Genomic DNA, 26,915 nt, shown 5'->3' on the forward strand with positions numbered 1-26,915 from the left:
TCAGTCGGGTTGGCTGGTCGGCCGGCCAGTTGCCCGGTCGGGCCGGTCGGTGGTCGGTTTTTGTCGGACCTTGGTCGTAGCGTGTGTATCGGGGGGTCCTCACGGTCGGGGGACCTCTGGTTTGTGGTGGTCCTGGGGTTCGCGGTGGTGAGGCGAATTCGAGGTGGGTGGGCGGCTGGCGGTTTGGGTGGGGGCACGGGCAGCGGGTTCCAGCGTGGGTGGCCGGTTTGACTTGGGGCCCCTAGATTTGCCCCTTCGTCGGACCAAAACGGCGGGGAGGTGAAGCCGCCGTCCGACGCAAGTTTAAGGGGCAAATCCCCCAAGTAAAACCGGCCACGGTTGCGTATGGCCAGGTCAAGTGGGGTGCTCCTGCTGATTACTGGCATGGGTTGGTTGGTGGTGATCCCCAGGTTTGTTGCGAGGCTTTGGCAAGTTGGGCGCGTGGTGTGCGGCTTTGCCCGGCAGGTCGGTGGCTGTCCGTGGTTCTGGATATGTGGTGCTGAATTTTGTGTGGCGGTTGTGTGTTTCGAAAAATGTCGGACCCCCGTCGTAGCGTGTGTGTCGGGGGGTCCTCACTTCTGGGGGACCTCCGGTTTGTCTTGGTTGGGTGATTGACTGGGGTGGTGACCTCAGATCTTGTTGCCGGTATGGCCGCGCTTGTGCCTGGTGGGGTGGCGCCGGTGGTGTTGGCTGTGCGTGGGGCTGTTGTGGTTGTGCGGGTTGGGGATGTTGTGCTCAAGGCGCATGAGCCTGGGGCTGGTGTTGTTGAGCTGTCTGCTCGGTTGCGGTTGGCCGGGGATTTGCGGTTGCGGGAACTGGTGTTGCCGCCGTTGTCGGTGTCTCCCTCGGTGGTTGAGGGGCGGGTTGTGACCGTTTGGCCGTTGGGGGTGCCTGTGCCTGAGCGGGATCCGGTTTCTGCGCCGCTTGAGGAAGCCGGGCGGTTGTTGGCGGCGTTGCACCGGTTTGGGCCTGCGGATTTTGGTGGGGTTGGGCCGGTGTCCGGGGCGCCTCAGCGGATGGTGCGTGCGGTTGACGAGTTGCGTCGTGCTGGGCTTGGTAGGCGGGCGGACGTGGTGTTGCGGGCGTTTGGGACCTTGCCCTTGGTGGAGGCGCCTGCGCGGGTGGTGGTTTGTCATGGGGACTGGCATCTCGGGCAGATGGTTTTGGCCGGGGGGTGGCGGTTGATCGATGTTGACGACCTGGGGTTCGGTGATCCTGCTTGGGACTTGGCGCGGCCTGCCGCGCTGTACGCGGCGGGGGTGCTGGATCCGGAGACTTGGGGGCGGTTCCTCGACTCGTACGTGGCCGCGGGTGGGGTGGCTGTTGACGCTCGGGATCCGTGGGTGGCGTTGGACGTGCCCGCGCGGGCGTTGGTGATCCAGATGGCGGCGCGTGCGCTGGTGGCTGCGCAGCGCGACGAAAAGGTGCTGGACGAAGCGCAGGAAGCGCTCCTGGAGGCGTGCGATCGGATCGTCGCGGCACATCCACACATGGCTCGCGGCTAATATCGGACGTATCGCCGAAGGGGCGTGTACGAGCAGGAGGCCCACACGATGCAGTGTCCGAAGTGTCACGCGAACATGCGCACCTACGACCGCATGGGGGTGCACATCGACCAGTGCGATGGCTGCCGCGGCGTGTTCCTCGACTACGGCGAGCTGGAAGCCATCACGCGGCTGGAGACCCAGATGGCGACCCCGCCGCCCGTCGCGCCGCCGGCCGCCTACCCGCCGCCCGGTTACGCGCAGCCCGCTCCCGCGTGGGGCGCGCCGCAGGTCCACTACGGGCACCACGGCCACCGTCGGAAGCACGGCGGCCTGGCAGGTCTTTTCTACTCCTCCTGATCCACCCGTGGTGGGGGGGGGGCCCGGGGGGGGGCCCCCGCCACTCAGCGGTTGCGACTACCGAGAATGTGGTTGATACTTGGTAGTGACTGAGGGGAGGTCGTCATGTCCGTAGCGACCGAGGCAGCGCAGATCCGCGATCTGTTCGAGCAGATCGAGGAGATCGAGGAAGTCGCGTTGACGCTGCACGAGGACGACGTGCGCAGGCACAAGCTCGCGGGCGTCGTCGCCAGAGCGCTGCGACAGGCGCCGCCCATCCGGCCCGTCGTGGCGGGGGAACTGCTCGACCTCACCGAGAAGACCGTGAAGGCGTGGGCGCGTGAGGGCGTGCTCGCCATCAGCAGCCAAGAGCCGCGGATGCTGCTCGACGCCGAACGCCTCCACGAGGTGCTGCACCTCGTCTCCGACCTGCGCCGCGCGGGCAAGAGCCGCGGCCTGCTCGACGAGGTCCACCGCAGGCTCAGTGACCTGGCCCTGCTCGACCGCACCGACCTCGCCGCCAGCCTGGAGCAGATGCACCGGGGCGAAGGACGCGTGGTCCGCACCGGTTGATCCAGGTCGTCGAAACCCCAGTCGCCAGCTCCCAGGCGTCCGGCCTGCGCGGGCCCGCCCGCCAGGCCTACGACCGGTTCCTGGACGAGCTCGCGCACAGCGGCTGCGCGGCGCTCGGCTACCGCGTCACCGGCCCCGAACCACTCCCCCGCCTGTGCGTGAAGCACCTCCGCGGCGCGGACCGCGTCGTGGTCGCGTTCCCCGCACCGGAAACCGTGTGGGTGCTGCTGGTCGGCCCGCACGACGACGACCCCGGCCGCAACCTGTACGACGCGCTGTACGAACTGGCGGGCGTCCGGCCGCGCACGGGCGACAAGCGCACCAAACCCCGCTGCTGCGACGACGAGACCGGCGCACCACCCGTGGTGGACGCGGACCTGATCGACGACCTGGTGGCCCGCGCCCGAGCGATCACGAGGGCGCGGCGGCGCTAGCATGTTTTGTGGATGAATCATCCTTTTTAGTATCATGAACAAGTGAGTGATACCCCTTTTAGGGATACGGCGCGCAGGCTGTCCGAGCGGATGGACTACATCAGCATGTCCGTGCACAGCGATCGGGCACGCTCGCACGGCTGGTGGCGCAACGTCGTCGAGTTCGGACCGTGGAACGGGCCAGGCGAGACCAGGGTCGGCCCGCCGACACCCGAAGCCATCCAGGGCATCGCCAAGTTGTTCGGCACCACGACCGAACGCGTCAGCGCCATGGTCGCCCAGGACTGGTACCAGGTCGGCCAGACTTCGGGCCATTCATCACGGGTAGCGCGGCTCGCTCACGGGATAGATCAGCTCAACGAGGACGACACCGACCTGGTCGAGCAGTTGATCAATCGACTGGCGACGATCAAGTGATCGACTCGCCTGGGCGCTTCAGCCCGACCGAGGTCGCACACGTCGACGAAACCAGCGTGCACCTGGGGAACAACATCAGCATGTACGGCATCGCGGCCGTCCTGACCTGCACGGATACCCATCCGATCATCGCTGACGCCTTGACGTCGACACTGTTGCCGACTCGGACCTACCTGCACCACTACGACGAAACGAGCGATCGGAGGCTGATGATCGCGAAGATCATCTCGGAACTCCCGCTCGACGGCGCGCTCATCGTCATGGAAACCACGACCGCTCAACGCCAAGAACGAGCACGGACGCGACTGCTGTCCCAACTGCTGCCGCGTCTGCAACACGAGCAGCACGTGCGCCACGTGGTGCTCGAGTCGCGATCAGGTTCCGACCGGCACGACCGCCGCACCCTCGACAGGCTGCGTAGATCACGTGTCGTGTCCGCCGAACTGCGCATGGACCACGTCAAGAAGGGCGAGTCAGCACTGGTCTGGCTTCCCGATTTCGTCGCCGGCGCGTACTTCGCGGCGCGGTACCACGACCAGCCAGAGCCCTGGGAGCTGATCACGACAGCTCACGCGGTGGATGTACTCACGTTCCCCTGACAGCGCGAAGCCCGGAGTCCCACGACAACGCAGGCACATCCGGGCTCACTTTCAACCGAGTCCGCAGACCGGCGACACCGCCAAGGTTATAGCAAGGAATCCGGCCACACCACCGGCGGCGCTAGGTTCGGGTGCATGACGAGCGAGCCGTACGGCGAGGGCTTCCTGGACGTGGGTGACGGGAACTCCGTTTACTGGAAGGTCTTCGGCAATCCGGACGGCAAGCCCGCCGTCGTGCTGCACGGCGGTCCGGGGAGCGGTAGTCCGAAGAAGACCCAGCACTACTTCGACCTGGCGGAGTACCGCGTGGTGCTGTTCGACCAGCGGGGGTGCGGGCGCAGTACGCCGCACGCCAGCGACCCGGCCACGGACCTGGGCGTGAACACCACCGACCACCTGCTGAGTGACGTCGAGTTGTTGCGGGAGCACCTCGGGGTGGAGCGGTGGTTGGTGTTCGGTGGGTCGTGGGGGTCCACGTTGGCGCTCGCCTACGCGCAGCGGTTCCCGGAGCGGGTCGGTGAGCTGGTGCTGGTCGCCGTGACCACGAGCACGCGGGCCGAGAACGACTGGCTGTACCGAGGGGTGGGGCGGTTCTTCCCCGAGGCGTGGGAGCGGTTCCGGGCTGCGGCGGAGGAGGACGACCTGTTCGCGGGCTACTCGCGGCTGCTGGCCGATCCCGTTCGCGAGGTCCGGGAGCGGGCGGCGGCGGAGTGGCTGCTCTGGGAGGACACCGTGCTGTCGCTGGAGTCGCACGGGAGACCTGACCAGTTCAGCGGGAAGCCCCCGTCGGACGCGGTCGCGTTCGCGCGGATCTGCTCGCACTACTGGCGGCACGGGTCGTGGCTGGAGGAGGACGCGCTCGTGCGCGGCGTCGGCGGGCTCGACGGCATCCCCGGTGTGCTGGTCCACGGGCTGCGGGACCTGAGCTGCCCGGTGGAGGCCGCCTGGCGGCTGCACCGGGGGTGGCCGGGATCGGAGCTGCACACGGTCGCCGACGCCGGGCACAAGGGCAGCCCGGAGTTCAGCGAGCGGATCAGGACGGCGTTGGCGTCGTTCGCCCATCGGCGTTAAGCGGGTCCTTAACGCGGTTAAGCTCGAACGCCTCGGGCGTGCGGACGCCGTCGTCCAGCACCGCCCGGTAGATCTCGTAGCCGTTCACGGACTTCCCGTGCTCGGGCCTGCCGAGGTAGGCCTTCTTGATCTCCAGGATCGCCGCGCGGATCTCGGGGGTCAGCCGGGCGGGCATCGACCTGACGTGGTCGAGGTCCGGTTGGCGTTCGGGCTCGTCCACGAACCAGATGTCCAGGTTCCAGTCGTCGCCCGCGGCGGACCGGTACGTGGCGCCGAGGTAGAACCCGTCGGGGTAGGTGGCGTCGGTGTTCCACGACCCGGTGTCGTTGCGGAACAGCACCCGCTCTACGCGGTGGTGCCGCGCCAGCTCGGCGCCCAGGTTCGCCACGGCCTCGTGGACGGACTTGCCCAGTTCCTGGCACACCACGGTGATGTCGATGTCGCGCTTCACCAGCAGCCCGAGCGCGGAACTGCCCACCCGCACGGGCTCCCCCACCACGGCCAACGACTGGTTCAACCCCAGCGCGTCCACGACGGCGTCCGACTCGGCCTGCAAGGCGTCCTGTTCCAAGAGCGCGTCCATACCCCGATTCTCACAGAACCGGAGATCGGTGGCAGAACGCGGAAAGGCCCCGCGGACCGAGGTCCACGGGGCCTTTCGCACAAACTCGACTAGCGGTAGTCGCGACCGAAGTCGTAGTCGTCCAGCGGCACCGCCGCACCCGTGCCCGTGCCGAAGACGTCGGGGGTGTAGTACCCGTCGTCGTACGAGGGGATCGCGTAGGCCGCGGCCCGCGCTTCCTCGGTCGGCTGGACCTGGATGTTGCGGTACCTGTTGATGCCCGTACCAGCCGGGATCAACTTACCGATGATCACGTTCTCCTTCAGACCGATGAGCTTGTCCGAACGGCCGTTGATGGCCGCGTCGGTCAGGACTCGGGTGGTCTCCTGGAAGGAGGCCGCGGACAGCCACGAGTCCGTCGCGAGCGACGCCTTCGTGATGCCCATCAGCACCGGACGGCCGGCAGCGGGCTCGCCGCCCTCGGCGACGACCTTGCGGTTGCCCGCCTCGAAGTCGGCGCGCTCGACCAGGGAACCGGGGAGGAACTCCGCGGCACCCGAGTCGATGATCGTGACCCGGCGGAGCATCTGCCGGACGATCACCTCGATGTGCTTGTCGTGGATCGCCACGCCCTGTGCGCGGTACACCTTCTGCACCTCGTCCACGAGGTGGAGCTGGGCCTCGCGCGGACCCATGACACGAAGGACCTCGTGCGGGTCGGGCGTGCCCTCCAGGAGCTGCTGGCCGACGGTGACGTGGTCGCCGTCCGCGAGCGGGCCGGTGGGCGTGTTGGCGAGCCGCTGGCGCTTCGACAGCTTCTCGAAGACGATCTCCTCGGACCCGTCGTCCGGGATGAGGGTGATCTTCCAGAAGCGGTCGCCGTCCTCAAGGCGAACCCGGCCGTCGACGTCCGCGATGGGCGCCTTGCCCTTCGGCACACGAGCCTCGAACAGCTCCTGCACACGGGGCAGACCGGTCGTGATGTCGTCACCTGCGACACCACCCTGGTGGAAGGTGCGCATCGTCAACTGCGTGCCGGGCTCACCGATCGACTGCGCGGCGACGATGCCGACGGCCTCGCCGACGTCGACGAGCTGACCCGTCGCCATCGAGCGGCCGTAGCAGCTCGCGCACACACCGACCGGCGTCTCGCAGGTCAGGACCGAGCGGACCTTCACCTTGATGATGCCCGCCTCGACCAGCTTCGCCAGGGCCGGGTCGCCCAGGTCGTCGCCGCGGTTGAGGAGCAGGTTGCCGTTGTGGTCGTTCAGGTCGTCCGCGATGGTGCGGGCGTACACGCTCGTCTGCGCGAACTCGTGCATGACGACCTTGTCGCCGACCTTCTCACCGACCGGCAGGGTCACGCCGCGGGTGGTGCCGCAGTCGACCTCGCGGATGATGACGTCCTGCGACACGTCCACCAGACGACGGGTCAGGTAACCCGAGTCGGCGGTGCGCAGCGCGGTGTCGGCCAGACCCTTGCGGGCACCGTGCGTGGCGATGAAGTACTCCAGCACCGACAGGCCCTCGCGGAACGAGGCCTTGATCGGACGCGGGATGTACTCGCCCTTCGGGTTCGTCACCAGACCGCGCATACCGGCCAGCGAACGGACCTGGGTCATGTTGCCCGCCGCGCCCGACTTCACGATCATGCGGATCGGGTTGTCGTCCGGGAAGTTGGCCTCCATGACCTCGGCGACCTCTTCCGTCGCCTTGGTCCACACCTTGACCAGCTCGTTGTTGCGCTCCACGTAGGAGAGCTGACCGCGCTGGTAGCGCTTCTCGACCGCTTCCGCGAGCTTCTCGTGCTCCTCGAGGATGCCCTGCTTGGCAGCGGGCACGAGGACGTCCGAGATGGCGACGGTGACGCCGGACCTGGTGGCCCAGTAGAAACCGGCGTCCTTCAGCTTGTCCAGCGTCCGGGCGACGGTGACCATCGGGTACCGCTCGGCCAGGTCGTTGATGATCGTGGCCTGCCGCTTCTTCGGCATGACCTCGTTGATGAACGCGTAGTCCTGCGGGAGGACCTCGTTGAACAGGACGCGACCCAGGGTGGTCGTGGCCAGCCACGGCTGACCGGGCTCCCAGTCCTCGGGCGTCTCGTTCTTCGGCGGGTTCTTGTCCGTGACGCGGATCTTCACCATCGCCTGGAGGCCAAGGACCTTGCGGTCGAACGCCATCAGCGCCTCGGCCGGGGAGGAGTACGCGTGGCCTTCGCCGAGGTCACCCTCCTTGTGCCGGGTGAGGTGGTAGAGACCGGTCACCATGTCGAGTCGCGGCATGGCCAGCGGCTTGCCGGACGCGGGCGACAGGATGTTGTTCGACGACAGCATCAGCACGCGCGCCTCGGCCTGCGCCTCGGCGGACAGCGGCAGGTGGACCGCCATCTGGTCACCGTCGAAGTCGGCGTTGAACGCCTCACACACGAGCGGGTGCAACTGGATGGCCTTGCCCTCGACCAACTGCGGCTCGAAGGCCTGGATGCCCAGGCGGTGCAGCGTGGGTGCGCGGTTCAGCAGCACGGGGTGCTCGGTGATGACCTCTTCCAGCACGTCCCACACGGCCGGGCGCGCGCGCTCGACCATCCGCTTGGCGGACTTGATGTTCTGCGCGTGGTTGAGGTCGACCAGCCGCTTCATCACGAACGGCTTGAACAGCTCCAGCGCCATCTGCTTTGGCAGACCGCACTGGTGCAGCTTGAGCTGCGGGCCGACCACGATGACCGAACGGCCGGAGTAGTCGACGCGCTTGCCGAGCAGGTTCTGGCGGAACCGGCCCTGCTTGCCCTTCAGCAGGTCGGACAGCGACTTGAGCGGGCGGTTGCCCGGCCCGGTCACCGGGCGACCGCGGCGGCCGTTGTCGAACAGCGCGTCGACGGCCTCCTGGAGCATCCGCTTCTCGTTGTTGACGATGATCTCGGGCGCGCCGAGGTCGATCAGCCTCTTGAGGCGGTTGTTCCGGTTGATCACGCGGCGGTACAGGTCGTTCAGGTCCGACGTGGCGAAGCGGCCACCGTCGAGCTGCACCATCGGGCGCAGGTCCGGCGGGATGACCGGGACGCAGTCGAGGACCATGCCCTGCGGGTTGTTGCGGGTCGCCTGGAAGGCGGCCACGACCTTGAGCCGCTTGAGCGCGCGCAGCTTCTTCTGGCCCTTGCCGCTGCGGATGGTCTCGCGCAGCACGTCGGCCTCGGCGTCGACGTCGTAGTCGCCCAGCAGTCGCTGGATCGCCTCCGCGCCCATGGCACCGGTGAAGTAGTCGCCGTAGCGGTCGTACAGCTCGCGGTACAGCATCTCGTCCGCGATCAACTGGGCGCGCTCGAGCTTGGTGAACGTGGACCAGATCTCGTCCAGCCGGTCCAGCTCGCGCTGGGCGCGGTCGCGGAGCTGGCGCATCTCACGTTCGCCGCCCTCCTTGACCTTGCGGCGGACGTCGGACTTGGCGCCCTCGGCCTCCAGCTCGGCGAGGTCGGCCTCGAGCTTCTGCGCCCGGCCTTCCACGTCGGCGTCCCGCTTGTTCTCGACGCGCTTGCGCTCGACCTGCATCTCGCTGTCCAACGTGGACAGGTCGTTGTGGCGCAGCTCGGTGTTGACGCCCACGATCACGTAGGCGGCGAAGTAGATGATCTTCTCGAGGTCCTTGGGGGCCAGGTCGAGCAGGTAGCCCAACCGGCTGGGAACGCCCTTGAAGTACCAGATGTGCGTGACCGGGGCGGCCAGTTCGATGTGGCCCATCCGCTCGCGACGCACCTTGGCGCGAGTGACCTCGACGCCGCAGCGCTCGCAGATGATGCCCTTGAAGCGCACGCGCTTGTACTTGCCGCAGTAGCACTCCCAGTCCCGCGTGGGACCGAAGATCTTCTCGCAGAACAAGCCGTCCTTCTCAGGCTTGAGCGTGCGGTAGTTGATGGTCTCGGGCTTCTTGACCTCGCCGAACGACCACTGGCGAATGTCATCGGCGGACGCGAGACCGATGCGGAGCTCATCGAAGAAGTTGACGTCGAGCACGTCTTCTCTTCTCCCCTTCGGTTGTTTTGCTACTCAGGAGTGTGGGTCGGGTCACTCGGTCGGGAGCCCGCGGGAGGCAGGCTCCCGACCGATGACCGGCGAGGTCAGTTGACGACGTCGTCGACTGACGGCGATTCGGACCGCGAGAGGTTGATGCCGAGGTTGGCGGCAGCCCTCTCCAGGTCCTCGTCGTCGCCGTCGCGCATCTCGATCGCGGCGCCGTCCGAAGACAGCACCTCGACGTTGAGGCACAACGACTGGAGCTCCTTGAGCAGCACCTTGAAGGATTCCGGGATACCCGGCTCCGGGATGTTCTCGCCCTTGACGATGGCCTCGTAGACCTTCACGCGGCCGAGCACGTCGTCGGACTTGATGGTGAGGAGTTCCTGGAGCGTGTACGCGGCGCCGTACGCCTGCATCGCCCAGCACTCCATCTCACCGAAGCGCTGGCCACCGAACTGCGCCTTACCACCCAGCGGCTGCTGCGTGATCATCGAGTACGGGCCGGTGGAGCGCGCGTGGATCTTGTCGTCCACCAGGTGCAGCAGCTTCAGGATGTACATGTAGCCGACCGACACGGGGTGCGGGTACGGCTCGCCGGAGCGACCGTCGAAGAGCTGCGCCTTGCCGTTCTGCTTGACCATCCGCTCACCGTCGCGGTTCGGGATGGTCGAGCCGAGCAGCCCGGTGATCTCCTCTTCCTGCGCGCCGTCGAACACCGGCGTGGCCGTGTTCGTGTTCGGCTCCACGTGGTAGAGGTCCTCGGGCAGGTTCTTCGCCCAGTCGGCCTCGCCGTCGATGCTCCAGCCCTGCTTGGCGATCCACCCGAGGTGGGTCTCCAGAACCTGGCCGATGTTCATACGACGCGGCACGCCGTGGGTGTTCAGGACGATGTCGACCGGCGTCCCGTCCTCCAGGAACGGCATGTCCTCCGCGGGGAGGATCTTGCCGATGACGCCCTTGTTGCCGTGGCGCCCGGCGAGCTTGTCGCCGTCCTGGATCTTGCGCTTCTGCGCGACGTACACGCGGACGAGCTCGTTCACGCCCGGAGGCAGCTCGTCGTCGTCCTCGCGGCTGAACACGCGGATGCCGATGACCTTGCCGTACTCGCCGTGCGGCACCTTCAGCGACGTGTCGCGCACCTCGCGCGCCTTCTCGCCGAAGATCGCGCGGAGCAGGCGCTCCTCCGGGGTCAGCTCGGTCTCGCCCTTGGGCGTGACCTTGCCGACCAGGATGTCACCGGGCTGGACCTCGGCACCGATGCGGATGATGCCGCGCTCGTCGAGGTCCGCGAGGACCTCCTCGGAGACGTTCGGGATGTCCCGCGTGATCTCCTCGGCACCGAGCTTGGTGTCGCGGGCGTCGATCTCGTGCTCTTCGATGTGGATCGAGGTGAGCACGTCGTCCTGCACGAGGCGCTGCGACAGGATGATCGCGTCCTCGTAGTTGTGGCCTTCCCACGGCATGATCGCCACGAGCAGGTTCTTGCCGAGGGCCATCTCGCCGTTCTCGGTGCAGGGGCCGTCCGCGAGGACCTGGCCCTGCTCCACGCGGTCACCCTCGTGGACGATCGGCTTCTGGTTGATGCAGGTGCCCTGGTTCGACCGGCGGAACTTGTGCATCCCGTAGGTCTGGCGGGAACCGTCGTCGGCCATCACCGTGACGTAGTCGGCGGAGATCTCCTCGACGACGCCGGTCTTCTTGGCGACGACGACCTCGCCCGCGTCGACCGCGGCGCGCAGCTCCATGCCGGTGCCGACCAGCGGCGCCTCGCTGCGGAGCAGCGGGACGGCCTGGCGCTGCATGTTCGCGCCCATCAGGGCGCGGTTCGCGTCGTCGTGCTCGAGGAACGGGATCATCGCGGTCGCGGCCGACACCATCTGCCGCGGCGAGACGTCCATGTAGTCGACGTCCTCGGGCAGGATCAGCTCGACCTCGCCGCCCTTCTTGCGGACGAGGACGCGCTCCTCGATGAAGTTGCCGTCGAGGTCGATCTGGGCGTTCGCCTGCGCCTTGACGTACCGGTCCTCCTCGTCGGCCGTCAGGTAGTCGATCTGGTCGGTGACCCGACCGTCGACGACCTTGCGGTACGGCGTCTCGATGAAGCCGAACGGGTTGACCCGCCCGTAGGAGGACAGCGAGCCGATCAGGCCGATGTTCGGGCCTTCCGGCGTCTCGATCGGGCACATGCGGCCGTAGTGCGACGGGTGGACGTCCCGGACCTCCATGCCCGCGCGCTCACGGGACAGACCACCCGGACCCAGCGCCGACAGGCGGCGCTTGTGGGTCAGGCCCGCGAGCGGGTTGGTCTGGTCCATGAACTGCGAGAGCTGGGAGGTCCCGAAGAACTCCTTGATCGCGGCCACGACGGGACGGATGTTGATCAGGGTCTGGGGCGTGATCGCCTCGACGTCCTGGGTCGTCATCCGCTCGCGGACCACGCGCTCCATGCGGGACAGGCCCACGCGGATCTGGTTCTGGATCAGCTCGCCGACCGTGCGCAGGCGACGGTTGCCGAAGTGGTCGATGTCGTCGACCTCGACGGGCACCTCGGTCTCGCCGGGCTGCATGGTCGTCTCGCCGGCGTGCAGGCGCACGAGGTACTCGATCGTCGTGACGACGTCGTCCTCGGTGAGCACACCGGTGCTGATCGGGCTGGCCAGGCCCAGCTTCTTGTTGACCTTGTACCGGCCGACCTTGGCGAGGTCGTAGCGCTTCTCCTTGAAGAACAGGTTCTCCAGAAGGGCCTGCGCGCTCTCCTTGGTGGGGGGCTCGCCGGGGCGCAGCTTCCGGTAGATGTCGAGCAGTGCCTCGTCGGTGCCCGCGGTGTGGTCCTTCTCAAGCGTCGTGAGGAGGGTCTCGCTGAACGAGAAGCGCTCACGGATCTGCTCGGTGGACCAGCCCAGCGCCTTCAGCAGCACGGTGACCGGCTGGCGGCGCTTGCGGTCGATGCGCACACCGACGGTGTCGCGCTTGTCCACGTCGAACTCCAGCCAAGCACCCCGCGAGGGGATGATCTTGACGCTGAAGACGTCCTTGTCCGTCGTCTTGTCGACGTTCGTGTCGAAGTAGACGCCGGGCGATCGGACGAGCTGGGAAACCACGACCCGCTCGGTGCCGTTGATGATGAACGTGCCCTTGTCGGTCATCATCGGGAAGTCACCCATGAACACCGTCTGGCTCTTGATCTCGCCAGTGGTGTGGTTGGTGAACTCCGCCGTGACGAACAACGGGGCGGCGTACGTCATGTCCTTGTCCTTGCACTCCTCGGTCGAGGCCTTGACCTCGTCGAAGCGCGGGTCGGAGAAGGAGAGGGACATCGAGCCCGAGAAGTCTTCGATCGGCGAGATCTCGTTGAGGACCTCTTCGAGGCCGCCCGTCGGCGCCTCGTCACCGGCGTCGATGCGGCGCTGGAACCACGCCTCATCACCGGTGAGCCATTCGAAGGACTGAATCTGCAGGTCAAGCAGGTTGGGCGTCTTGAGCGGTTCGTGGATCTTCGCAAATGAGACCCGCTTGGGCGCTCCAGGGATCCCCGACGTGGAGTTGGTCGCAGCAGTGGCCTTGGTCGCGCGAGAGATCGCCAAGATGCGTCCTTCCAGGGACTAATTAGCTGGCTAGCAGCGGACTAGCACGGCTGTCAAGGGTGCGGCGCCGCCGTGCGCATCCTGGTCTCGACAGGCTTCCTCCCGGCGAGGAGGGGCCCAACAAGGGGGCAAAACGGGATGAGGGCAGCGCAAAGGAGCAGTCTAGCCACACACACGGCGACTGTCGAGAGGCACCTGGAAGGACCTTTCTCGTGTTCGGAAACAGAGTGACCCTGCCTGCGCCCACAGTCAAGATGCCACGCCCCGATCACTCCGGTGGCGCAAGCCATGTTTACCGGAAGTAACCTCTTTGACCAGCACAAACACGAGCGGAGCAGCGTCAGTGATCAACAACGCTGTCCGGAACAGCCCCACCGGACCGGGTACACCATGGACAGAAACTTGCCCAAAAGTGTGGCCGGAGTCACGCGTTCAGGGGCTTGAAGTGGATCTTCTTCGTCTCTGTGAACGGTTGCAGGGCCCTTGTAGCCTGATCCACTGATAGGACGTCTACCCCGCGCACTTGGCCATCTCGGTCGACTGGTCGCCCGTCTGGCCGAACATCTCCATGTTGTCGACCTTCCAGCGCCCGTCCGAGCGCTGGGCGCCGACGCGCATCATCGCGATGCCCCCGCCGGTCTGGTTGTCGGTCGTGCGGGTGGTGACCTGGTCGATGAACAGCAGGACGGTGGCGCGGTCGCCTTCGAGCGACGTGACGCCGCTGCTCACGACCCTGACCGTGACCACGAGCTTCTGCTCGGGAGCGAGGGTCCGGACCGGGCCGAAGATCGCGTTGTACTGGCACTTCGCCTTGCCGACCAGCAGCTCGTTCGCCGCCCGCTCGGTGGCGGTGACGTCGGCGAAGTTGTAGGAGAAGGCCTTCTCCACCGCCTCGCGGGCCTGCCCGCTGACCTCGGTGGTGGCACCGGTGTCGACCAGCGCCTGGTTGAGCCGGACGTCCCGGTTCCGGGTCTGGAACCAGAGGCCCAGGCCGCCGAGGACCGCGGCGACCAGCACCAGGACCAGCGGGAGGAGCAGCGGGGACCGGGTCCGGCCCGCCTCTGCGGCGGCCTCGGACTCCTCGTCGGCGGCGTCCGCCGCGTCCGACTCGGCGTCGGCGTCGACGTCGGTGGTGGTGGCGGCGGGCGTGGCGGTCTTCCTGGGCGCGGGTGACGGGACCCTGGTCGAGGTGCGCTTGCGGCCGGTCGGCTTGGGAGCGGCCTCGGCACCGGTGTCGGACGTGCCGTCGAGGTCGGCCGGGGTGCCAGGGTCGGCCAGGGTGTCGGATGTGCCGTCGAGGTCGGCCGGGGTGCCAGGGTCGGCCAGGGGGTCGGACGTGCCGTCGGGGTCGGCCGGGGCGGCGGTCCTGGGCTCGGTGGGGTCCGCGGTGTCGGGTTCGGCCGGGGTGGGCTCGGCGAGGTCCGCGGTCTCGGGGTCGGCCGTCGGCTCGGGAGCGGCGGTGACGGCGGTCGCGTCCGGGGTCGTGACCTGCGCGGACTCCTCGACCGCCCGCGCTTCGGCGGTGGTGTTCGCGGGGGCTTGGCGGTCGGCTCGCTCCCCCGGCGTCGGCTCGGAGGTCGGCGGGCGGTGCAGGCCCGCGACCTTCGGGCGGTGCGCGGGCGTCGACGGGACCGGGCGGCGGCGGGGCGGCGGGGGCACTGGGGAGTCCAATCTGATCAGGCGCCGCCGGCCGCGACGGGGCCGAGCGCGCTGAGCTTCCAACCGGCGTCCGTGCGGGTCAGGTCCGTCTGGTAGCGGTTGACCTTCTTGACCGACTGGCCGCCGTCGGGGGTCACGGTGGTCTCGACGACGGCGATCAGGTGGGCCTGGCCCGCGCGGTCGTCGAGTTCGGTGACCGCGGCGTCGAGCACCCGGCTGGTGGTGACCGTCTTGGCGTCCTGGATCTGCTTCTTCCGCGTGTCCTTGCCGCTCTCGATCTCCTGGTGCAGGTCGCCGGTGGAGGAGTCCGTCCAGCGGGCCAGGTCCTCGTCGACCTTGCGGTAGTCGAGGGTGGTGAAGTTCGCGATGCCCACCTGGCCGACGCGCAGCACCTCGTCGCGCTCCCGCGCGTACTCGACGCCGTCGCCGGTCGACCCGCTCAGCCAGGACACCCCGGCCCAGGCCGCGTAGCCCGCGGCGAGCACCACGAGCACCGCGCTCAGCGGCAGCGCCCAGCGGCGGATTCCGGTGGTCATGCGTCCTCCTAGCCCGGCAGGCCGAGCAACTGGCCGAGGCTGGTCAGCACGGGCGCGGCGGCGGCCGCGGTCCCGGTCTGCTCCTGCCCCGGCTGCGTGGTCACGCCGCCTTGGGGAGTGGTCGGTTGGCCACCGTACGGGGCGTTCTGGGCTCCGCGCACGGTGGTGGCGCTGCCCCGTGCCAGCGCGCAGTACGCCTGGGTGTTCAACGCGACCGGTGTGGTGTCGGTGCCCTGCCTGATCGGCGTGCCCTCGTAGCCCGCGGTGCACGGCGCGGGGTCGAACACGTTGATCGCGAGGCCGAAGTGGGCGGTGCCGTCGCCGGGCGCGACGGTGAACCCGCCGCCGACCACGACCGGGTAGGTGACGGCGATCTGCTCCAGGCCGTCCAGTCTGCTGACCAGGATGTTCGACGTGGTCAGCAGGTTCGCGACCACCACGCCGAGGTTGGGGCCGCTCTCCCGCAACAGCGCGGACACCTGGGCGGCGGCCTGCGGGCTCACGGCGATCAGGTTCCGCAGGTCGCCGTCGGACTTCTTGAGCTGCTCGGCGAGCAGCCGCAGGTCTCCGCTGAACGACCTGATCGCGCTCCCCTGCTGGGCCTGGGTGGTCAGCACGGTCACCCCGTCCTGGAGCAGCGCCTTCGTCTGCGGCAGGTGGTCGGTCGCGGTCTGGGTGAACGACCGGGTGCTGTCCAGCAGGGCTTGCAGGTCGGGGCCGGTGCCGCTGAACGCGATGTCCAGCTCGTCCACGACGGTGCGCAGCGCGTCCGTCGGCACGGACTTGGCGAACGCGTCGAGGTTGGAGAGGAGGTCGTCGACCGGTGGCGGCGTCTTGGTGGCGCTGCGCGGGATGACCGCGCCCGCCTCCAGGTACGGCCCGCCGTCGCTCTTGGGGCGCAGGTCCACGAACTGCTCGCCGACCGCGGACCGGTTCGCGACCACGGCGTTGAGGTCCGCCGGGACGCGGGGCGCGTCCGGGTCGATGTCCAGGTCGACCTCGACGCCGTCCGCGGCCAGCCGCAGCGCGCCGACCCGGCCGATCGCGACGCCCCGGTAGGTGACCTCGGCGTTGCTGAAGATGCCGCCGGAGTCGGCGAGCCTCATCGTCACGACGTAGCCGGACGAGCCGACCAGCCTGCCGAGCCCCACGTACTTCGCTCCGACGAAGCTGACGCCGACCAGCGCGATCACCAGGAACGCGCCGATCTGGAGCTTGATCCTGCGGGGGATCACCGGCCACCTCCCAGCAGTCCGCCGAGCAGGTCGCCGAGACCGGTCCCCGTGCCGATGCCGGGCACGGGGAGGTTCGGCAGCGGCAGGGGCAGCGACGGGAGCGGCTTGCCGTCGAGGCCGGGGATGCCGGGCACCAGGCCCTGCCGGGACGAGCCCAGGTTGTCGACGATGTTGCCCAGGTCCAGGTCGATGTTCGCGTACAGGTTCGTGTAGTCGCCCTTGATGCCGTCGACCGCCGCGTCCGGGAACGGGTAGGTGAGGAGCAGCTCGAACGCGTTCGGCAGGTTGGTGCCAGCCTCGGCGAGCTTCTGGAGCGTCGGCGTCAGCGCCTTCAGGTCGGCGACCAGGTCCTCCTTGCTCTTGTCGACCGTGTCGACGGCGACGCCGGACAGCTCGTCCAGCGCCTGGAGCAGCGTGACGAGCTGGGTGCGCTGGTCGGCGAGGACCTTCAGGCCCGGTTCGAGGGTGTCGAGCACTCCCCCGATCTGGTCGCGCTGGGCGTTGAGCGTGCCGCCGAGCCGGTTCACGCCGTCCAGGGCCCTGGTGATCTCGGCCTTGTGCCCGTCGAGCTGGGTGACCAGCGTGTCCAGGTTCGCCAGCAGCGACCGGATCTCCGGCTCGTTGCCCTCGGTGGCGGCGTTCAGCTCCTTGGCGATGTCCTGGAGCTGCGCCACGCCACCCCCGTTGAGCAGCAGCGACAGGGCGCCGAAGACCTCTTCGACCTCGGGGTTGCGGTTGGTGCGGTCGATCGGGATGAGGGCGCCGTCGGACAGCCTGCCCTCCCCCTTGCCCTCGGCGGGTTTCGCCAGCTCGATGAACTTCTCGCCGAGCAGCGCGGACTGGCGGAGCTTCGCGACGGAGTTCGCGGGCAGCACCACGTCGCCGTTCACGGCCACGGTGACCTCGGCGGTCCAGCCGTCCGGGGCGAGGTCGATCTTCTCCACCTTGCCGACGGCGACGTCGTCGACCTTCACGCCCGCCTGCGGCACGAGGTCGAGGACGTCCTTGAACCGCACCGTCACCCGGTACGGGCGGTCGCCGAGGTCGGCGCCGCCGGGCAGCGGCATCGTGTAGACGCCGTCGAAGCCGCCGGACCCGCAGCCCGCGAGCAGCGCGGCGCAGGCCAGGACCGTGATCAGGGACCTCACTGCGGCACACCTCCCAGAGGCAGCGGGAGCGGCAGCTTGCCCTGGCTGAGCGAGCCGAGCGCCTCGGCGGGCGTGGGCAGCGGCAGGGCTCCGGTCAGCACGGGTTCGAGCTGCGAGCACACCTGCGACAGCGCGAGCGGGACGCTGCCCGGCTCGACCTGCTGGATCAGCTTGCAGACGAGCACGATCGGCGGCTGGTTCAGCTCGTTGATGTCGGCCCTGGTGTCGAGGGTCCCCGACGCGGCGTTGTAGGAGTTCTGGAGGTTGCCGAGCGCCAGCGGGGCGACGTCCAGGGTCTCGGCGAGCGCCGCGCGCTGCTTCACCAGGACGCCGGTGATCGACGCCAGCTTGTCCACGTTGGACTTGAGCACGGCCCGGTTGTCCTTGATGAACCCCTGCACCTGGCCGAGCGCGGTGGCCAGCTCGGTCAGCGCCGCCCCGAGGTTCTCCCGCTCGTCGGCGAGGAACCCGGCCACCTCCGCGAGCTGGACGTTGAAGTCGCGGACCTGGCTGTCGTTGGCCGCCAGCATGGCGGTGAAGCTCGACAGGTTGTCGACGGTGGCGAACAGGTCCTCCTTCGAGCCGGAGAGGGTCCTGGTGGCGTCGCCGAGGTTCTTGATGGTGTCGTTGAGGGCCTGGCCGTTGCCGTCGAGGTTCTTCGCGGCGCTGGTCAGCAGGTCCGACAGGGCGCCGTCCCGGTTGGCGCCGTTCGGGCCGAGCGCCGTGGTGAGCTTGTCCAGGCTCGCGTACAGCTCGTCCAGCTCGACGGGGGTCGCGGTGCGCTCGCGCGGGATCACGGCGTTGTCGCCCATCGTGGGCCCGGCGGTGTAGGCCGGGGCGAGCTGCACGTAGCGGTCGCTGACGACGCTCGGCGCGACGACGACGGCCTGCGCGTCGGCGGGCACCTCCACGTCGCGGTCCAGCGTCATGACGACCCGCACGAGCTTGCCCTCCGGCGTGACGTCGTCGATGGAGCCGACCTTCACGCCGAGCACCCGGACGTCCGAGCCGGGGTAGAGCCCGACCGCGGCGCCGAACAGCGCGGTGACCTTCCGCTCGTTCACGCCGGAGAAGGTCCACCACAGCGCCGCCGTCACGACCAGCACCAGCGCGCACGCCATCGCCAGCGCTCGACCGAGGTCGCGGCCCGCTTTCGTGGTCGCCACTACTTCCCCCTCTGCACGCCGGGGGGCAGGCAGCCCTCCTCGTTGAACCCGACCACGCCGAGGTTCACCGAGGGGGGCAGCAGGCCGCAGATGTACACGTCGAACCAGCGCCCGTTGCCCAGGGTGTTCGCGAACACCCGGTAGAACGGGGCCATCAGTGCGATGCCCTTGTCGAGGCTGTCCTGGTTGCGCTGCAACATGGTGGTGACCCGTTCGAGCTGCTCCAGCGCGGGCCGGAGCTGCGCGCCGTTGTCCGCCACCAGCCCGGTCAGCTCGGTCGACAGGTCGCGGGTCCCCTTGAGCAGCAACGAGATGGCGTCCTTGCGCTTGCGCAGTTCGCCCAGCAGCAGGTTGCCGTCGGACAGCAGCTTCTCGAACTGCTCGTTGCGGTCGGACAGGGTCTTGGTGATGGCCCTGGTGTTCCCGAGCAGCTTCGCGAGCTGCTCGTCGCGCGAGGAGATCGTCTTCGACAGCGCGGACAGGCCGTCCAGCGCGCCGCGCACGCTGTCCGACGAGCCCTCGAACGTCTGGGAGAGCACGTCGAAGCTGTCGGCGAGCTGCTTGGTGTCGACCTGCCCGACCGTGGTCGCGAGGCCGTTGAACGCCTCCTGCACGTCGTACGGGGCGAGGGTGCGGTTCCTCGGGATCGGGTCGCCGGGATCGAGCGGCAGCGACCCCTGCGGGTCCAGCGCCACGAACTTCTGGCCCAGCAGCGTCTTGATCCGGATGGTCGCGGTGGTGCGGTCGCCGACCCAGGCGTCCTTCACCTTGAACGACACCCGCACGACGTCGCGGTCCAGCTCGACCTTGGTGACCTTGCCGACCTTCACGCCCGCGACCCGGACCTCGTTGCCGGACACCAGGCCCGCGGCCTCGCTGAACTCGGCGGAGTACGTGGTGCCGCCGCCGATGATCGGCAGGTCGTCGGAGTAGAACGCGGCGACCAGCAGCAGCCCGATCAGCGTGAGGCTGACGGCGCCGATGGTGATCGGGTTCCGTTCGGGCTTCATCGTCGACACCTCTGCTGGGTCACGGGCAGTGCGGTGATCGGGATCGGGTTGGGGATCACCGGTGGCACGGCGACCTGGCCGGTGCCCTCGCAGAGGAAGAAGTTGAACCACGAGCCGTAGGTCGCGGTGCGGGTGATCGTCTCCAGCTTGTTCGGCAGCCGCTGGATCGCGCCCTCTACGACGGCCTCGTTGTCGGCGAGGTTCTTCGACACCAGGCCGAGCGCGGCGATGTCGTCCTTCAACGGCTGCCGCGCCTGGTCGAGCAGCCCGGCGGTGGTGCTCGTCAGGTCGCCGAGCGCGGTGATCGCGTCACCGATCGGCTGCCGGTCCTGCGCCAGGCCGGACACGAGTTGCTGCACGGTGGTGACGAGGGTCGAGAGCTGCTCGCCGCGCGAGTTCACCGTGTCCAGCACGGAGTTGAGGTTGTCGACCACCTCGCCGATGACCTGGTCCTTGCCCGCGAGCGTCGACGTCAGCGAGGCGGTGTGCCGCAGGAGGCTGTCGATCGTGCCGCCCTCGCCCTGGAGGACCTGGATGATCTCGTAGGACAGCTTGTTGACGTCCTCGGGGTTGAGCGCCTGGAACAGCGGCTTGAACCCGTTGAACAGCACGGTCAGGTCGAGCGCGGGCTTGGTGCGCTCCACCGGGATCACGCCGCCCTCGGCGAGCACCGCGCCCACGTCGCCGACGCCCTGCTCCAGCGCGATGTACCGCTGGCCGACGAGGTTGCGGTACTTGATCGTCGCGGTGGTCGACGCGGGCAGCGCGCGGTCGCCGTCGATGCTGAACTCGACCTCGGCCAGCCGCCGGTCGACGACGCGGATGTCCTCGACCTGGCCGACCCGGACACCCGCGATGCGGATGTCGTCGCCCTGGTTCAGCGCCGTCACGTCGGTGAAGCGCGCGGTGTACCCGGTGGCGTTCGTGAGGCTCACGTTGGCGATCGTGACCGCGAGCAGCGTGGTCGCCAGGATCGTGACGACGGCGAAGACGATCAGCTTGACCAGCGGGGCGACGAGACCTCTCACTTCACCGTCACCTCCGCTCCGCGGTAGAGCGGGCCGAGCAGCAGGCTGGTGAAGCTGGGCATCTGGTCGCTGCGCACGCCGACCTCGGCGCTCAGCAGCACCGCGAGCATCCGCTGCTCCTCCGGCGAGTTCGCCAGGCTCGTGGCCGACACGGCCGACGGGCTCGTGGTGCCCCCGTTGGCGGCCGTGGCGGGCGGCAGGATCCCGTCGTTCGCGCTGCGGGCGGCGGGCGGCGGCTTCGAGCCGTCGACCAGCGGTCCCTCCGGCGGGTACTGCGGGAACGGGTTCGGCCGCGGGATGATGTCGTAGCAGCGCGGGCCGCGCTTGTCGCCGTACACCGGCTCGTCCTGGTTCGGCAGGTACTTGCCGCGGTTCGCGGTGATCTCCATGGTGATGTGCAGGCCGGGTTTGCTCGTGCCGGCACCGAACGCCTCGCTGATCACCGGTGCGAACTCCGTGAGCCCCTTGAGCAGGCACGGGTACTCGGGGGCGTACTTGGCGAGCAGCTCCAGCGTCGGACGGCTGGTGTCGGCGAGCCCGATGATGTTGTTCTTGTTGACCGTCAGGAAGCTGTCCAGGTCACGCGCGGTCGTCGTCAGGTCGCCGTACATCGCCAGCAGGTTGTCGCGCTGCTCGACGATGGTGCGGCTGGTCGTCGTCGCGTCGGTGAGGGCCTGCACGAGGTCCGGAGCGGCGTCGGAGTAGACGTCGCTGACGTCGGCGAGCCTGCTGATGCCCTCCTTGAGGGCGGGGAGCTGCGGGTTCAGCTCACCGAGGTACGCGTCGAGCTGCACGAGGGTCTGGCCGAGGGGCTTGCCGCGGTTGTCCAGCGCCTGCGACACCGCGGTGAGCGTGGTCGCGAGCTTCTCCGGCTGCACGGCCTGGAGCACCGGCATCAGGTCGCTGAGCACCTGCTCCAGCTCGATGGCGCTGCTGGACCGGTCCTGCTCGATGACCGAGCCCTCGGTGAGGTGACCCGCGCCCGCCGTGGCGGGCAGCACCAGGTTCACGTAGCGCTCGCCGAACAGCGTCTTCGGCAGCAGCCGCGCGGACACGTCCTTCGGGATCAGGTCGACCTTGTCCGGTTGCAGCGCCAGTTCCAGCTCGGCGCCGTCGCCGGTGCTGCGGATCTCGCGGACCTCGCCGACGATCAGCCCGCGCACCTTCACGTCCGACGCGGTGAGCAACTGGTTCCCGACGTGGTCGGTCTTCAGCGTGACCGTGACGACCTTGGTGAAAGCGTTGTCGTAGAACGCCACCGTGAGCGCCAGGAACAGGACGATGACGGTGAGGAACACGACGCCGAGCAACCGTTGCCTGATCATCAGCCCGCGATCCTCACCGTCGTGGTGGTGCCCCAGATCGCCAGGCTCAGGAAGAAGTCGAGCAGGCTCGTGGTGACGATGGCGGTGCGGACCGCGCGGCCGACGGCCACGCCGACACCCGCCGGGCCGCCGCTGGCGCGGTAGCCGTAGTAGCAGTGGGTCATGATGATCACGACGGCGAACACCAGGACCTTGCCGAACGACCAGAGGACGTCGATCGGCGGTAGGAACAGGTTGAAGTAGTGGTCGTACGTGCCAGCGGACTGGCCGTAGAACTGCACGGTGATCGTGCGCGCGGCGAGGTAGCTGGTCAGCAGGCCGATCACGTACAGCGGGATGATCGCGACGAAGCCCGCGATGATCCGGGTCGTCACCAGGAACGGCATCGACGGGATGCCCATGACCTCCAGCGCGTCGATCTCCTCGGAGATCCGCATCGCGCCGAGCTGCGCGGTGAACCCGGAACCGACCGTCGCCGACAGGGCGAGGCCCGCGACCAGCGGGGCGATCTCGCGGGTGTTGAAGTACGCGCTGACGAAGCCCGCGAACGCCGACGTGCCGATCTGGTTCAGCGCGGTGAAGCCCTGGAGGCCGACGACCGTGCCGGTGAACACCGACAGGCCGATCATCACGCCGATCGTGCCGCCGATGACCGCCAGCGCGCCGCTGCCGAAGCTGACCTCGGCCAGCAGCCGCAGCGTCTCGCGCAGGTAGCGGCGCAGCACGCGCGGCGTCCACGCGAGGGCGCGCAGGTAGAACCAGAGCTGGTCGCCGAAGCCGTCCAGCGCCCGGAGCGGACGACCCGCGGCCCTGCGGAAGTCGATGGCCACCTCAGCTCCCCTTCGCCGGGACGACCGTCAGGTAGATCGTGGTCAGCACGAAGTTCACGAAGAACAGCAGCAGGAACGTGATGACCACGGCCTGGTTCACGGCGTCGCCGACGCCCTTCGGGCCACCGGCCGGGTTGAGGCCGCGGTAGGCGGCGACGATGCCCGCGATGAACCCGAAGATCAACGCCTTGAACTCGCTGATCCACAGGTCGGGGAGCTGTGCGAGGGCGGAGAAGCTCGCCAGGTACGCGCCGGGCGTGCCGTCCTGGAGGACGACGTTGAAGAAGTAGCCGCCCATCACGCCGACGACGCTGACCATGCCGTTGAGCAGGACGCTGACCAGCATCGCGGCCAGCACGCGCGGCACGACGAGGCGCTGGATCGGCGAGACGCCGAGCACCTCCATCGCGTCGATCTCCTCGCGGATCTTGCGCGAGCCGATGTCCGCGCAGATCGCGCTGCCACCCGCGCCCGCGATCAGCAGGGCCGTCACGATGGGGCTGGCCTGCTGGATGATCGCCAGCACGCTGGCGGCGCCGGTGAACGACTGCGCGCCGATCTGCCTGGTCAGCGAACCGAGCTGGAGGGCGATGACGGCGCCGAACGGGATGGAGACCAGTGCCGTCGGCAGGACCGTGACGCTGACGATGAACCAGCTCTGCTGGATGAACTCGCGTAGCTGGAACGGGCGTTTGAAGGCGCTGCGCGTCACGTCGATGCCGAGGGCGAACAGCTTCCCGGTCTCCCGCAGGGCTCCCGCGCCGGGGAACGAGACGGGGCTGCTCACAGGTCACCCGCCCGGCGCTGCCACTCGGTGTCCTGGCCGCGCGGGTAGGGGGTCGGCGTCCTCGGGGCGCCCGCCAGCACGCCGTACTTGCTCTGCTCGGCGGGCGTGAGGCTGGCGATGATGCCCTGCTGGGCGTCGTGCGGGAGCGTGTGGATGATGCTCATGACCCGGTCCTTGCGCCGCCGCACGGCGTCCCGGTTCGGCAGACCGGGGGTCGGCTCGATCTGCGGCACCACCCCGCGCACGTCCTCGTCCGGGGACCCGTCGGAGTGGCCCGCGTCGCGGTGGGCGAGCTCGGCCGCCATCGTCGCCTGGTCCTTCTCCTCCGACATGCCGATCGGACCGATCCTGCGGCCGTTGAGGAACTGCTCCACGACCGGTTCGTCGCTGGTCAGGAGGACTTCCCTGGGGCCGAACATGACCAGTTCGCGGCGAAACAGCATGCCGAGGTTGTCCGGGACCGTGCGGGCCACGGTGATGTTGTGGGTGACGATGAGGATCGTGGCGTCGATCTGCGCGTTCAGGTCGATCAGGAGCTGGGACAGGTACGCGGTGCGCACCGGGTCCAGGCCCGAGTCGGGTTCGTCGCAGAGGATGATCTCGGGGTCGAGGACGAGAGCCCGTGCCAGACCCGCTCGTTTCCGCATACCGCCGGAGATCTCACCGGGGAGCTTCTTCTCGGCGCCGACGAGACCGACCATCTCCATCTTCTCGAGGACGATCCGCCGGACCTCGGCCTCCGTCTTGCGGGTGTGCTCGCGGAGGGGGAAGGCGACGTTGTCGAAGAGGTTCATGGAGCCGAAGAGGGCACCGTCCTGGAAGAGGACGCCGAACATCTTCCGGATCTCGTAGAGCTTGTGCTCGGAGCAGCGGACGAGGTCCGTGCCGTTGATGACGATCTTGCCCTGTTCGGGCTTCAGGAGACCTACGAGGGATTTGAGGAAGACGGATTTGCCCGTGCCCGAAGGGCCGAGCATGACGCTGACCTCGCCTGGCGGGATGCTGAGCGTCACGTCCCGCCAGATGGTCTGCTTGCCGAAGGACTTCGTGAGACCTTCGACGACCACCTCGACGCCCATCACACCTCCCGGATCGGGTTATGGCACACAGGTGCAACGAGTGTGGGGCGGGGAGGTTACTCACCAGTTGGCCTAGTGGGGTTGCGGAGCGGTAACGGGGGGGTGGGTTGGGGTGGGTTGGGTGGGGCGGGTTTGGGTTTGAGTCTGGATATGTGCGAGGTTGCCGTTGTTAGGTCCGGTGCTCGGTCGCACTGGTTTTTTGCCGGTTTGCGGTGGACCATTTTGCGGTTAGCCGTCCTGCGTCCGGCCGTCTTGTGCCTTAGTTGCGTCGAGGTCGGCCGTCCTTGGATAGCAGCGTCGTCGACCACGCCAAGGTCAGCATCGCGTTCGACAGGGTCACCACTCCGCTCTGCCTGGCCGCCGCTCTGCTCAGGCAGGGCCGCGGCTCGTCGTTCGACAGGGCTGTGACCTGCGTCGTCAGGTCACATGGCGGCGAGTTTCAGGAATTGTCAGACCCCTGGTCTAGCGTGTGAATCGGGGGGTTCTCACGGCCGGGGGACCCCGGTTTTGGTTTGGGTGGGTCGGTCGAACCCCGATTGCGCGATTGTCTCGATGCCTCTTTTGCTTTGTCAAGGCGGGAAAGATGCCTTGACAAAGCAAAAGAGGCACGACGTGCGCTAAGAATCGGGATCCGGCCGGGGGAAGGGTTTGGAAAAGCGGTGGGTAGCCAGACTTGGGACGGGGTCTGGTTGCGGCCGGGGGCCCAACGAACGGTGGCGGTAGGTCCGGGGCGGGTTGCGGCCGGGGGCCGATCAAGCGGCGGTAGGTCCGGGGGCAGGTTGCGGCCGGGGGCCCAAACGAGCGGCTGCGGTAGGTCCGGGAGGGCGGGTTGCGGCCGGGCCCCCTGGCGCTGCGGTGAGGCTGAGGTCTGTGGTGGTCGGGTTTTTGTTGCAGCAAAAAAGCGGGTGTCCCGTGGGACACCCGCTTTTGGTGTGCTGCTAGATCACTTGACGGTGATCTTGGCGCCAGCGGCTTCCAGCTTCTCCTTGGCGGCCTCTGCGGCGTCCTTCGCGACCTTCTCCAGGATGGCCTTGGGAGCGGACTCGACGAGCTCCTTGGCCTCCTTCAGGCCGAGGCCCGAGACGACCTCGCGGACGACCTTGATGACCTGGATCTTCTTGTCGCCAGCCGACTCGAGGACGACGTCGAACTCGTCCTGCTCCTCGACCTCGGCTGCCGCGGCGCCGGGGCCCGCGGGGCCCGCGATGGCGACGGGGGCAGCGGCGGTGACCTCGAAGGTCTCCTCGAACTGCTTCACGAACGCGGACAGCTCCAGGAGGGTCATGTCCTTGAAGACGTCGAGCAGCTCGTCGTTGCTGAGCTTCGCCATGGTGGCGGTCCTTTCGGTAACCACGTCCCGGTTAGGGGACGCGAGTGCTTGGGTGTGTGATCAGCTCTCGGCGGGCTCTGCGGCGTCGGCGGCCGGAGCGGCGGTGTCCGAGGACCCCTCCGCGGCGCGCTTGTCCGCAAGTGCCTGGGCCAGGCGAGCGACCTGGGAGGCGGGGGCGGCAAACAGGCCCGCAGCCTTCGACAGGTTGCCCTTCATCGCGCCCGCCAGCTTGGCGAGCAGCACCTCACGGGAGTCGAGGTCCGCAATGCGGGTGACCTCGTCCACCGAGAGGGAGCGGCCATCCATGTAGCCGCCCTTGATGACCAGGGCCTTGTTGTCCTTCGCGAAGTCGCGCAGGGTCTTGGCCGCGTCGACCGGCTCGCCATCGATGAAGGCGATGGCGGTCGGGCCGATGAGGAGGGCTTCGATGCCCTCCACGCCGGCGTCCTGAGCGGCACGCTTGACCAGCGTGTTCTTCGAGACGGTGTACGTGGCGCCCGTGCCGAGAGCGCGACGCAGCGTCGTGAGCTGCGCCATGGAGAGGCCGCGGTACTCGGTGATGACTGCTGCCGAGCTGCCACGGAACTTCTCCGTGATCTCGGCGACGGCCGACACCTTGGTGGGCTTCGCCATGATCGCCTCCTCTCTGGGCTGGGTGTTACCGCGGCCTGAGAGGTCCCGAAACAACAAAAACGCCCCGGCGCAGAAC

23 protein-coding genes are annotated in these 26,915 nt (G+C 68.3%); 7 read left to right on the forward strand and 16 right to left on the reverse strand.

Features of this window, described 5'->3' with window-relative positions; translation table 11 throughout:
• Positions 1–647 precede the first annotated feature (647 nt).
• The 7 genes from NZH93_RS36400 (at position 648) to pip (ending at position 4,917) form a co-directional block, all read left to right on the forward strand.
• Entirely contained in the window at positions 648–1,505 is an 858-nt protein-coding gene (locus NZH93_RS36400) for a phosphotransferase family protein (protein WP_259627881.1), read from the forward strand.
• A gap of 48 nt (positions 1,506–1,553) precedes the next feature.
• On the forward strand, positions 1,554–1,844 hold the full coding sequence (locus NZH93_RS36405) for a TFIIB-type zinc ribbon-containing protein (RefSeq protein ID WP_259627827.1): 291 nt from the start codon (positions 1,554–1,556) through the stop codon (positions 1,842–1,844).
• A gap of 105 nt (positions 1,845–1,949) precedes the next feature.
• A complete protein-coding gene (locus tag NZH93_RS36410; RefSeq protein WP_259627828.1) occupies positions 1,950–2,396 on the forward strand; it encodes a hypothetical protein in 447 nt (148 codons plus the stop codon).
• Positions 2,393–2,830 carry a hypothetical protein gene (locus NZH93_RS36415; protein ID WP_259627829.1) on the forward strand — a complete coding sequence of 146 codons (438 nt, stop codon included), beginning with the start codon at positions 2,393–2,395 and terminating at the stop codon, positions 2,828–2,830. Before NZH93_RS36410 ends, NZH93_RS36415 begins: the two co-directional genes overlap by 4 nt.
• A 42-nt stretch (positions 2,831–2,872) precedes the next feature.
• Positions 2,873–3,247 (forward strand): hypothetical protein, encoded by a 375-nt coding sequence (locus NZH93_RS36420; RefSeq protein WP_259627830.1) that lies wholly within the window; start codon positions 2,873–2,875, stop codon positions 3,245–3,247.
• Positions 3,244–3,846 (forward strand): hypothetical protein, encoded by a 603-nt coding sequence (locus NZH93_RS36425; protein ID WP_259627831.1) that lies wholly within the window; start codon positions 3,244–3,246, stop codon positions 3,844–3,846. Before NZH93_RS36420 ends, NZH93_RS36425 begins: the two co-directional genes overlap by 4 nt.
• A gap of 135 nt (positions 3,847–3,981) precedes the next feature.
• Positions 3,982–4,917: a prolyl aminopeptidase gene (gene pip, locus NZH93_RS36430; RefSeq protein ID WP_259627832.1), complete on the forward strand. Its 936-nt coding sequence runs from the start codon at positions 3,982–3,984 to the stop codon at positions 4,915–4,917.
• Here pip and NZH93_RS36435 read toward each other — a convergent pair.
• The 16 genes from NZH93_RS36435 to rplJ all read right to left on the reverse strand — a co-directional run bounded on the left by NZH93_RS36435 (position 4,880) and on the right by rplJ (position 26,839).
• Positions 4,880–5,500 carry a hypothetical protein gene (locus tag NZH93_RS36435; RefSeq protein ID WP_259627833.1) on the reverse strand — a complete coding sequence of 207 codons (621 nt, stop codon included), beginning with the start codon at positions 5,498–5,500 and terminating at the stop codon, positions 4,880–4,882. The two genes, pip and NZH93_RS36435, sit on opposite strands and share 38 nt — an antisense overlap.
• Before the next feature lie 89 nt (positions 5,501–5,589).
• Positions 5,590–9,486, reverse strand: coding sequence for a DNA-directed RNA polymerase subunit beta' (locus NZH93_RS36440; RefSeq protein WP_259627834.1), 3,897 nt, complete (start codon positions 9,484–9,486; stop codon positions 5,590–5,592).
• A 104-nt stretch (positions 9,487–9,590) separates the two neighbouring features.
• On the reverse strand, positions 9,591–13,073 hold the full coding sequence (gene rpoB / locus NZH93_RS36445) for a DNA-directed RNA polymerase subunit beta (protein WP_259627835.1): 3,483 nt from the start codon (positions 13,071–13,073) through the stop codon (positions 9,591–9,593).
• A 510-nt stretch (positions 13,074–13,583) separates the two neighbouring features.
• Positions 13,584–14,732, reverse strand: coding sequence for a hypothetical protein (locus NZH93_RS36450; protein WP_259627836.1), 1,149 nt, complete (start codon positions 14,730–14,732; stop codon positions 13,584–13,586).
• Between the two features lie 17 nt (positions 14,733–14,749).
• Positions 14,750–15,268, reverse strand: coding sequence for an Rv1363c family protein (locus NZH93_RS36455; RefSeq protein ID WP_259627837.1), 519 nt, complete (start codon positions 15,266–15,268; stop codon positions 14,750–14,752).
• Between the two features lie 8 nt (positions 15,269–15,276).
• Positions 15,277–16,503, reverse strand: a complete 1,227-nt coding sequence (locus NZH93_RS36460; RefSeq protein ID WP_259627838.1) for an MCE family protein — start codon at positions 16,501–16,503, stop codon at positions 15,277–15,279.
• Positions 16,500–17,651, reverse strand: coding sequence for an MCE family protein (locus NZH93_RS36465; protein ID WP_259627839.1), 1,152 nt, complete (start codon positions 17,649–17,651; stop codon positions 16,500–16,502). The genes NZH93_RS36460 and NZH93_RS36465 overlap by 4 nt, the downstream gene beginning before the upstream one ends.
• Complete coding sequence (locus NZH93_RS36470; protein ID WP_259627840.1) at positions 17,648–18,817, reverse strand: MCE family protein; 1,170 nt, start codon at positions 18,815–18,817, stop codon at positions 17,648–17,650. Before NZH93_RS36470 ends, NZH93_RS36465 begins: the two co-directional genes overlap by 4 nt.
• Positions 18,817–19,827 (reverse strand): MCE family protein, encoded by a 1,011-nt coding sequence (locus NZH93_RS36475; protein WP_259627841.1) that lies wholly within the window; start codon positions 19,825–19,827, stop codon positions 18,817–18,819. The genes NZH93_RS36470 and NZH93_RS36475 overlap by 1 nt, the downstream gene beginning before the upstream one ends.
• On the reverse strand, positions 19,824–20,855 hold the full coding sequence (locus NZH93_RS36480; RefSeq protein ID WP_259627842.1) for an MCE family protein: 1,032 nt from the start codon (positions 20,853–20,855) through the stop codon (positions 19,824–19,826). Before NZH93_RS36480 ends, NZH93_RS36475 begins: the two co-directional genes overlap by 4 nt.
• Entirely contained in the window at positions 20,852–22,180 is a 1,329-nt protein-coding gene (locus NZH93_RS36485; RefSeq protein ID WP_259627843.1) for an MCE family protein, read from the reverse strand. The genes NZH93_RS36480 and NZH93_RS36485 overlap by 4 nt, the downstream gene beginning before the upstream one ends.
• Entirely contained in the window at positions 22,180–23,010 is an 831-nt protein-coding gene (locus tag NZH93_RS36490) for an MlaE family ABC transporter permease (RefSeq protein ID WP_259627844.1), read from the reverse strand. The genes NZH93_RS36485 and NZH93_RS36490 overlap by 1 nt, the downstream gene beginning before the upstream one ends.
• Before the next feature lies 1 nt (position 23,011).
• Complete coding sequence (locus tag NZH93_RS36495; protein ID WP_259627845.1) at positions 23,012–23,797, reverse strand: MlaE family ABC transporter permease; 786 nt, start codon at positions 23,795–23,797, stop codon at positions 23,012–23,014.
• Positions 23,794–24,876 carry an ABC transporter ATP-binding protein gene (locus NZH93_RS36500; protein WP_259627846.1) on the reverse strand — a complete coding sequence of 361 codons (1,083 nt, stop codon included), beginning with the start codon at positions 24,874–24,876 and terminating at the stop codon, positions 23,794–23,796. Before NZH93_RS36500 ends, NZH93_RS36495 begins: the two co-directional genes overlap by 4 nt.
• 943 nt (positions 24,877–25,819) lie before the next feature.
• The gene (gene rplL, locus NZH93_RS36505) at positions 25,820–26,206 is read right to left on the reverse strand and encodes a 50S ribosomal protein L7/L12 (RefSeq protein ID WP_259627847.1); all 387 of its coding nucleotides are present in this window, start codon (positions 26,204–26,206) and stop codon (positions 25,820–25,822) included.
• A gap of 60 nt (positions 26,207–26,266) precedes the next feature.
• A complete protein-coding gene (rplJ, locus tag NZH93_RS36510) occupies positions 26,267–26,839 on the reverse strand; it encodes a 50S ribosomal protein L10 (RefSeq protein WP_259627848.1) in 573 nt (190 codons plus the stop codon).
• Between the last annotated feature and the right edge of the window lie 76 nt (positions 26,840–26,915).

The organism is Umezawaea endophytica (genome assembly GCF_025061645.1).
GTDB classification, from domain to species: Bacteria; Actinomycetota; Actinomycetes; order Mycobacteriales; family Pseudonocardiaceae; genus Umezawaea; species Umezawaea endophytica.

Coding starts and splice junctions, on each gene's coding strand:
- NZH93_RS36400 (WP_259627881.1), top strand. CDS start 648: ATGGCCGCGCTTGTGCCTGGTGGGGTGGCGCCGGTGGTGTTGGCTGTG.
- NZH93_RS36405 (WP_259627827.1), top strand. CDS start 1,554: ATGCAGTGTCCGAAGTGTCACGCGAACATGCGCACCTACGACCGCATG.
- NZH93_RS36410 (WP_259627828.1), top strand. CDS start 1,950: ATGTCCGTAGCGACCGAGGCAGCGCAGATCCGCGATCTGTTCGAGCAG.
- pip (WP_259627832.1), top strand. CDS start 3,982: ATGACGAGCGAGCCGTACGGCGAGGGCTTCCTGGACGTGGGTGACGGG.
- NZH93_RS36435 (WP_259627833.1), bottom strand. CDS start 5,500: ATGGACGCGCTCTTGGAACAGGACGCCTTGCAGGCCGAGTCGGACGCC.
- NZH93_RS36455 (WP_259627837.1), bottom strand. CDS start 15,268: ATGACCACCGGAATCCGCCGCTGGGCGCTGCCGCTGAGCGCGGTGCTC.
- NZH93_RS36475 (WP_259627841.1), bottom strand. CDS start 19,827: ATGAAGCCCGAACGGAACCCGATCACCATCGGCGCCGTCAGCCTCACG.
- NZH93_RS36485 (WP_259627843.1), bottom strand. CDS start 22,180: ATGATCAGGCAACGGTTGCTCGGCGTCGTGTTCCTCACCGTCATCGTC.
- NZH93_RS36500 (WP_259627846.1), bottom strand. CDS start 24,876: ATGGGCGTCGAGGTGGTCGTCGAAGGTCTCACGAAGTCCTTCGGCAAG.
- rplL (WP_259627847.1), bottom strand. CDS start 26,206: ATGGCGAAGCTCAGCAACGACGAGCTGCTCGACGTCTTCAAGGACATG.
- rplJ (WP_259627848.1), bottom strand. CDS start 26,839: ATGGCGAAGCCCACCAAGGTGTCGGCCGTCGCCGAGATCACGGAGAAG.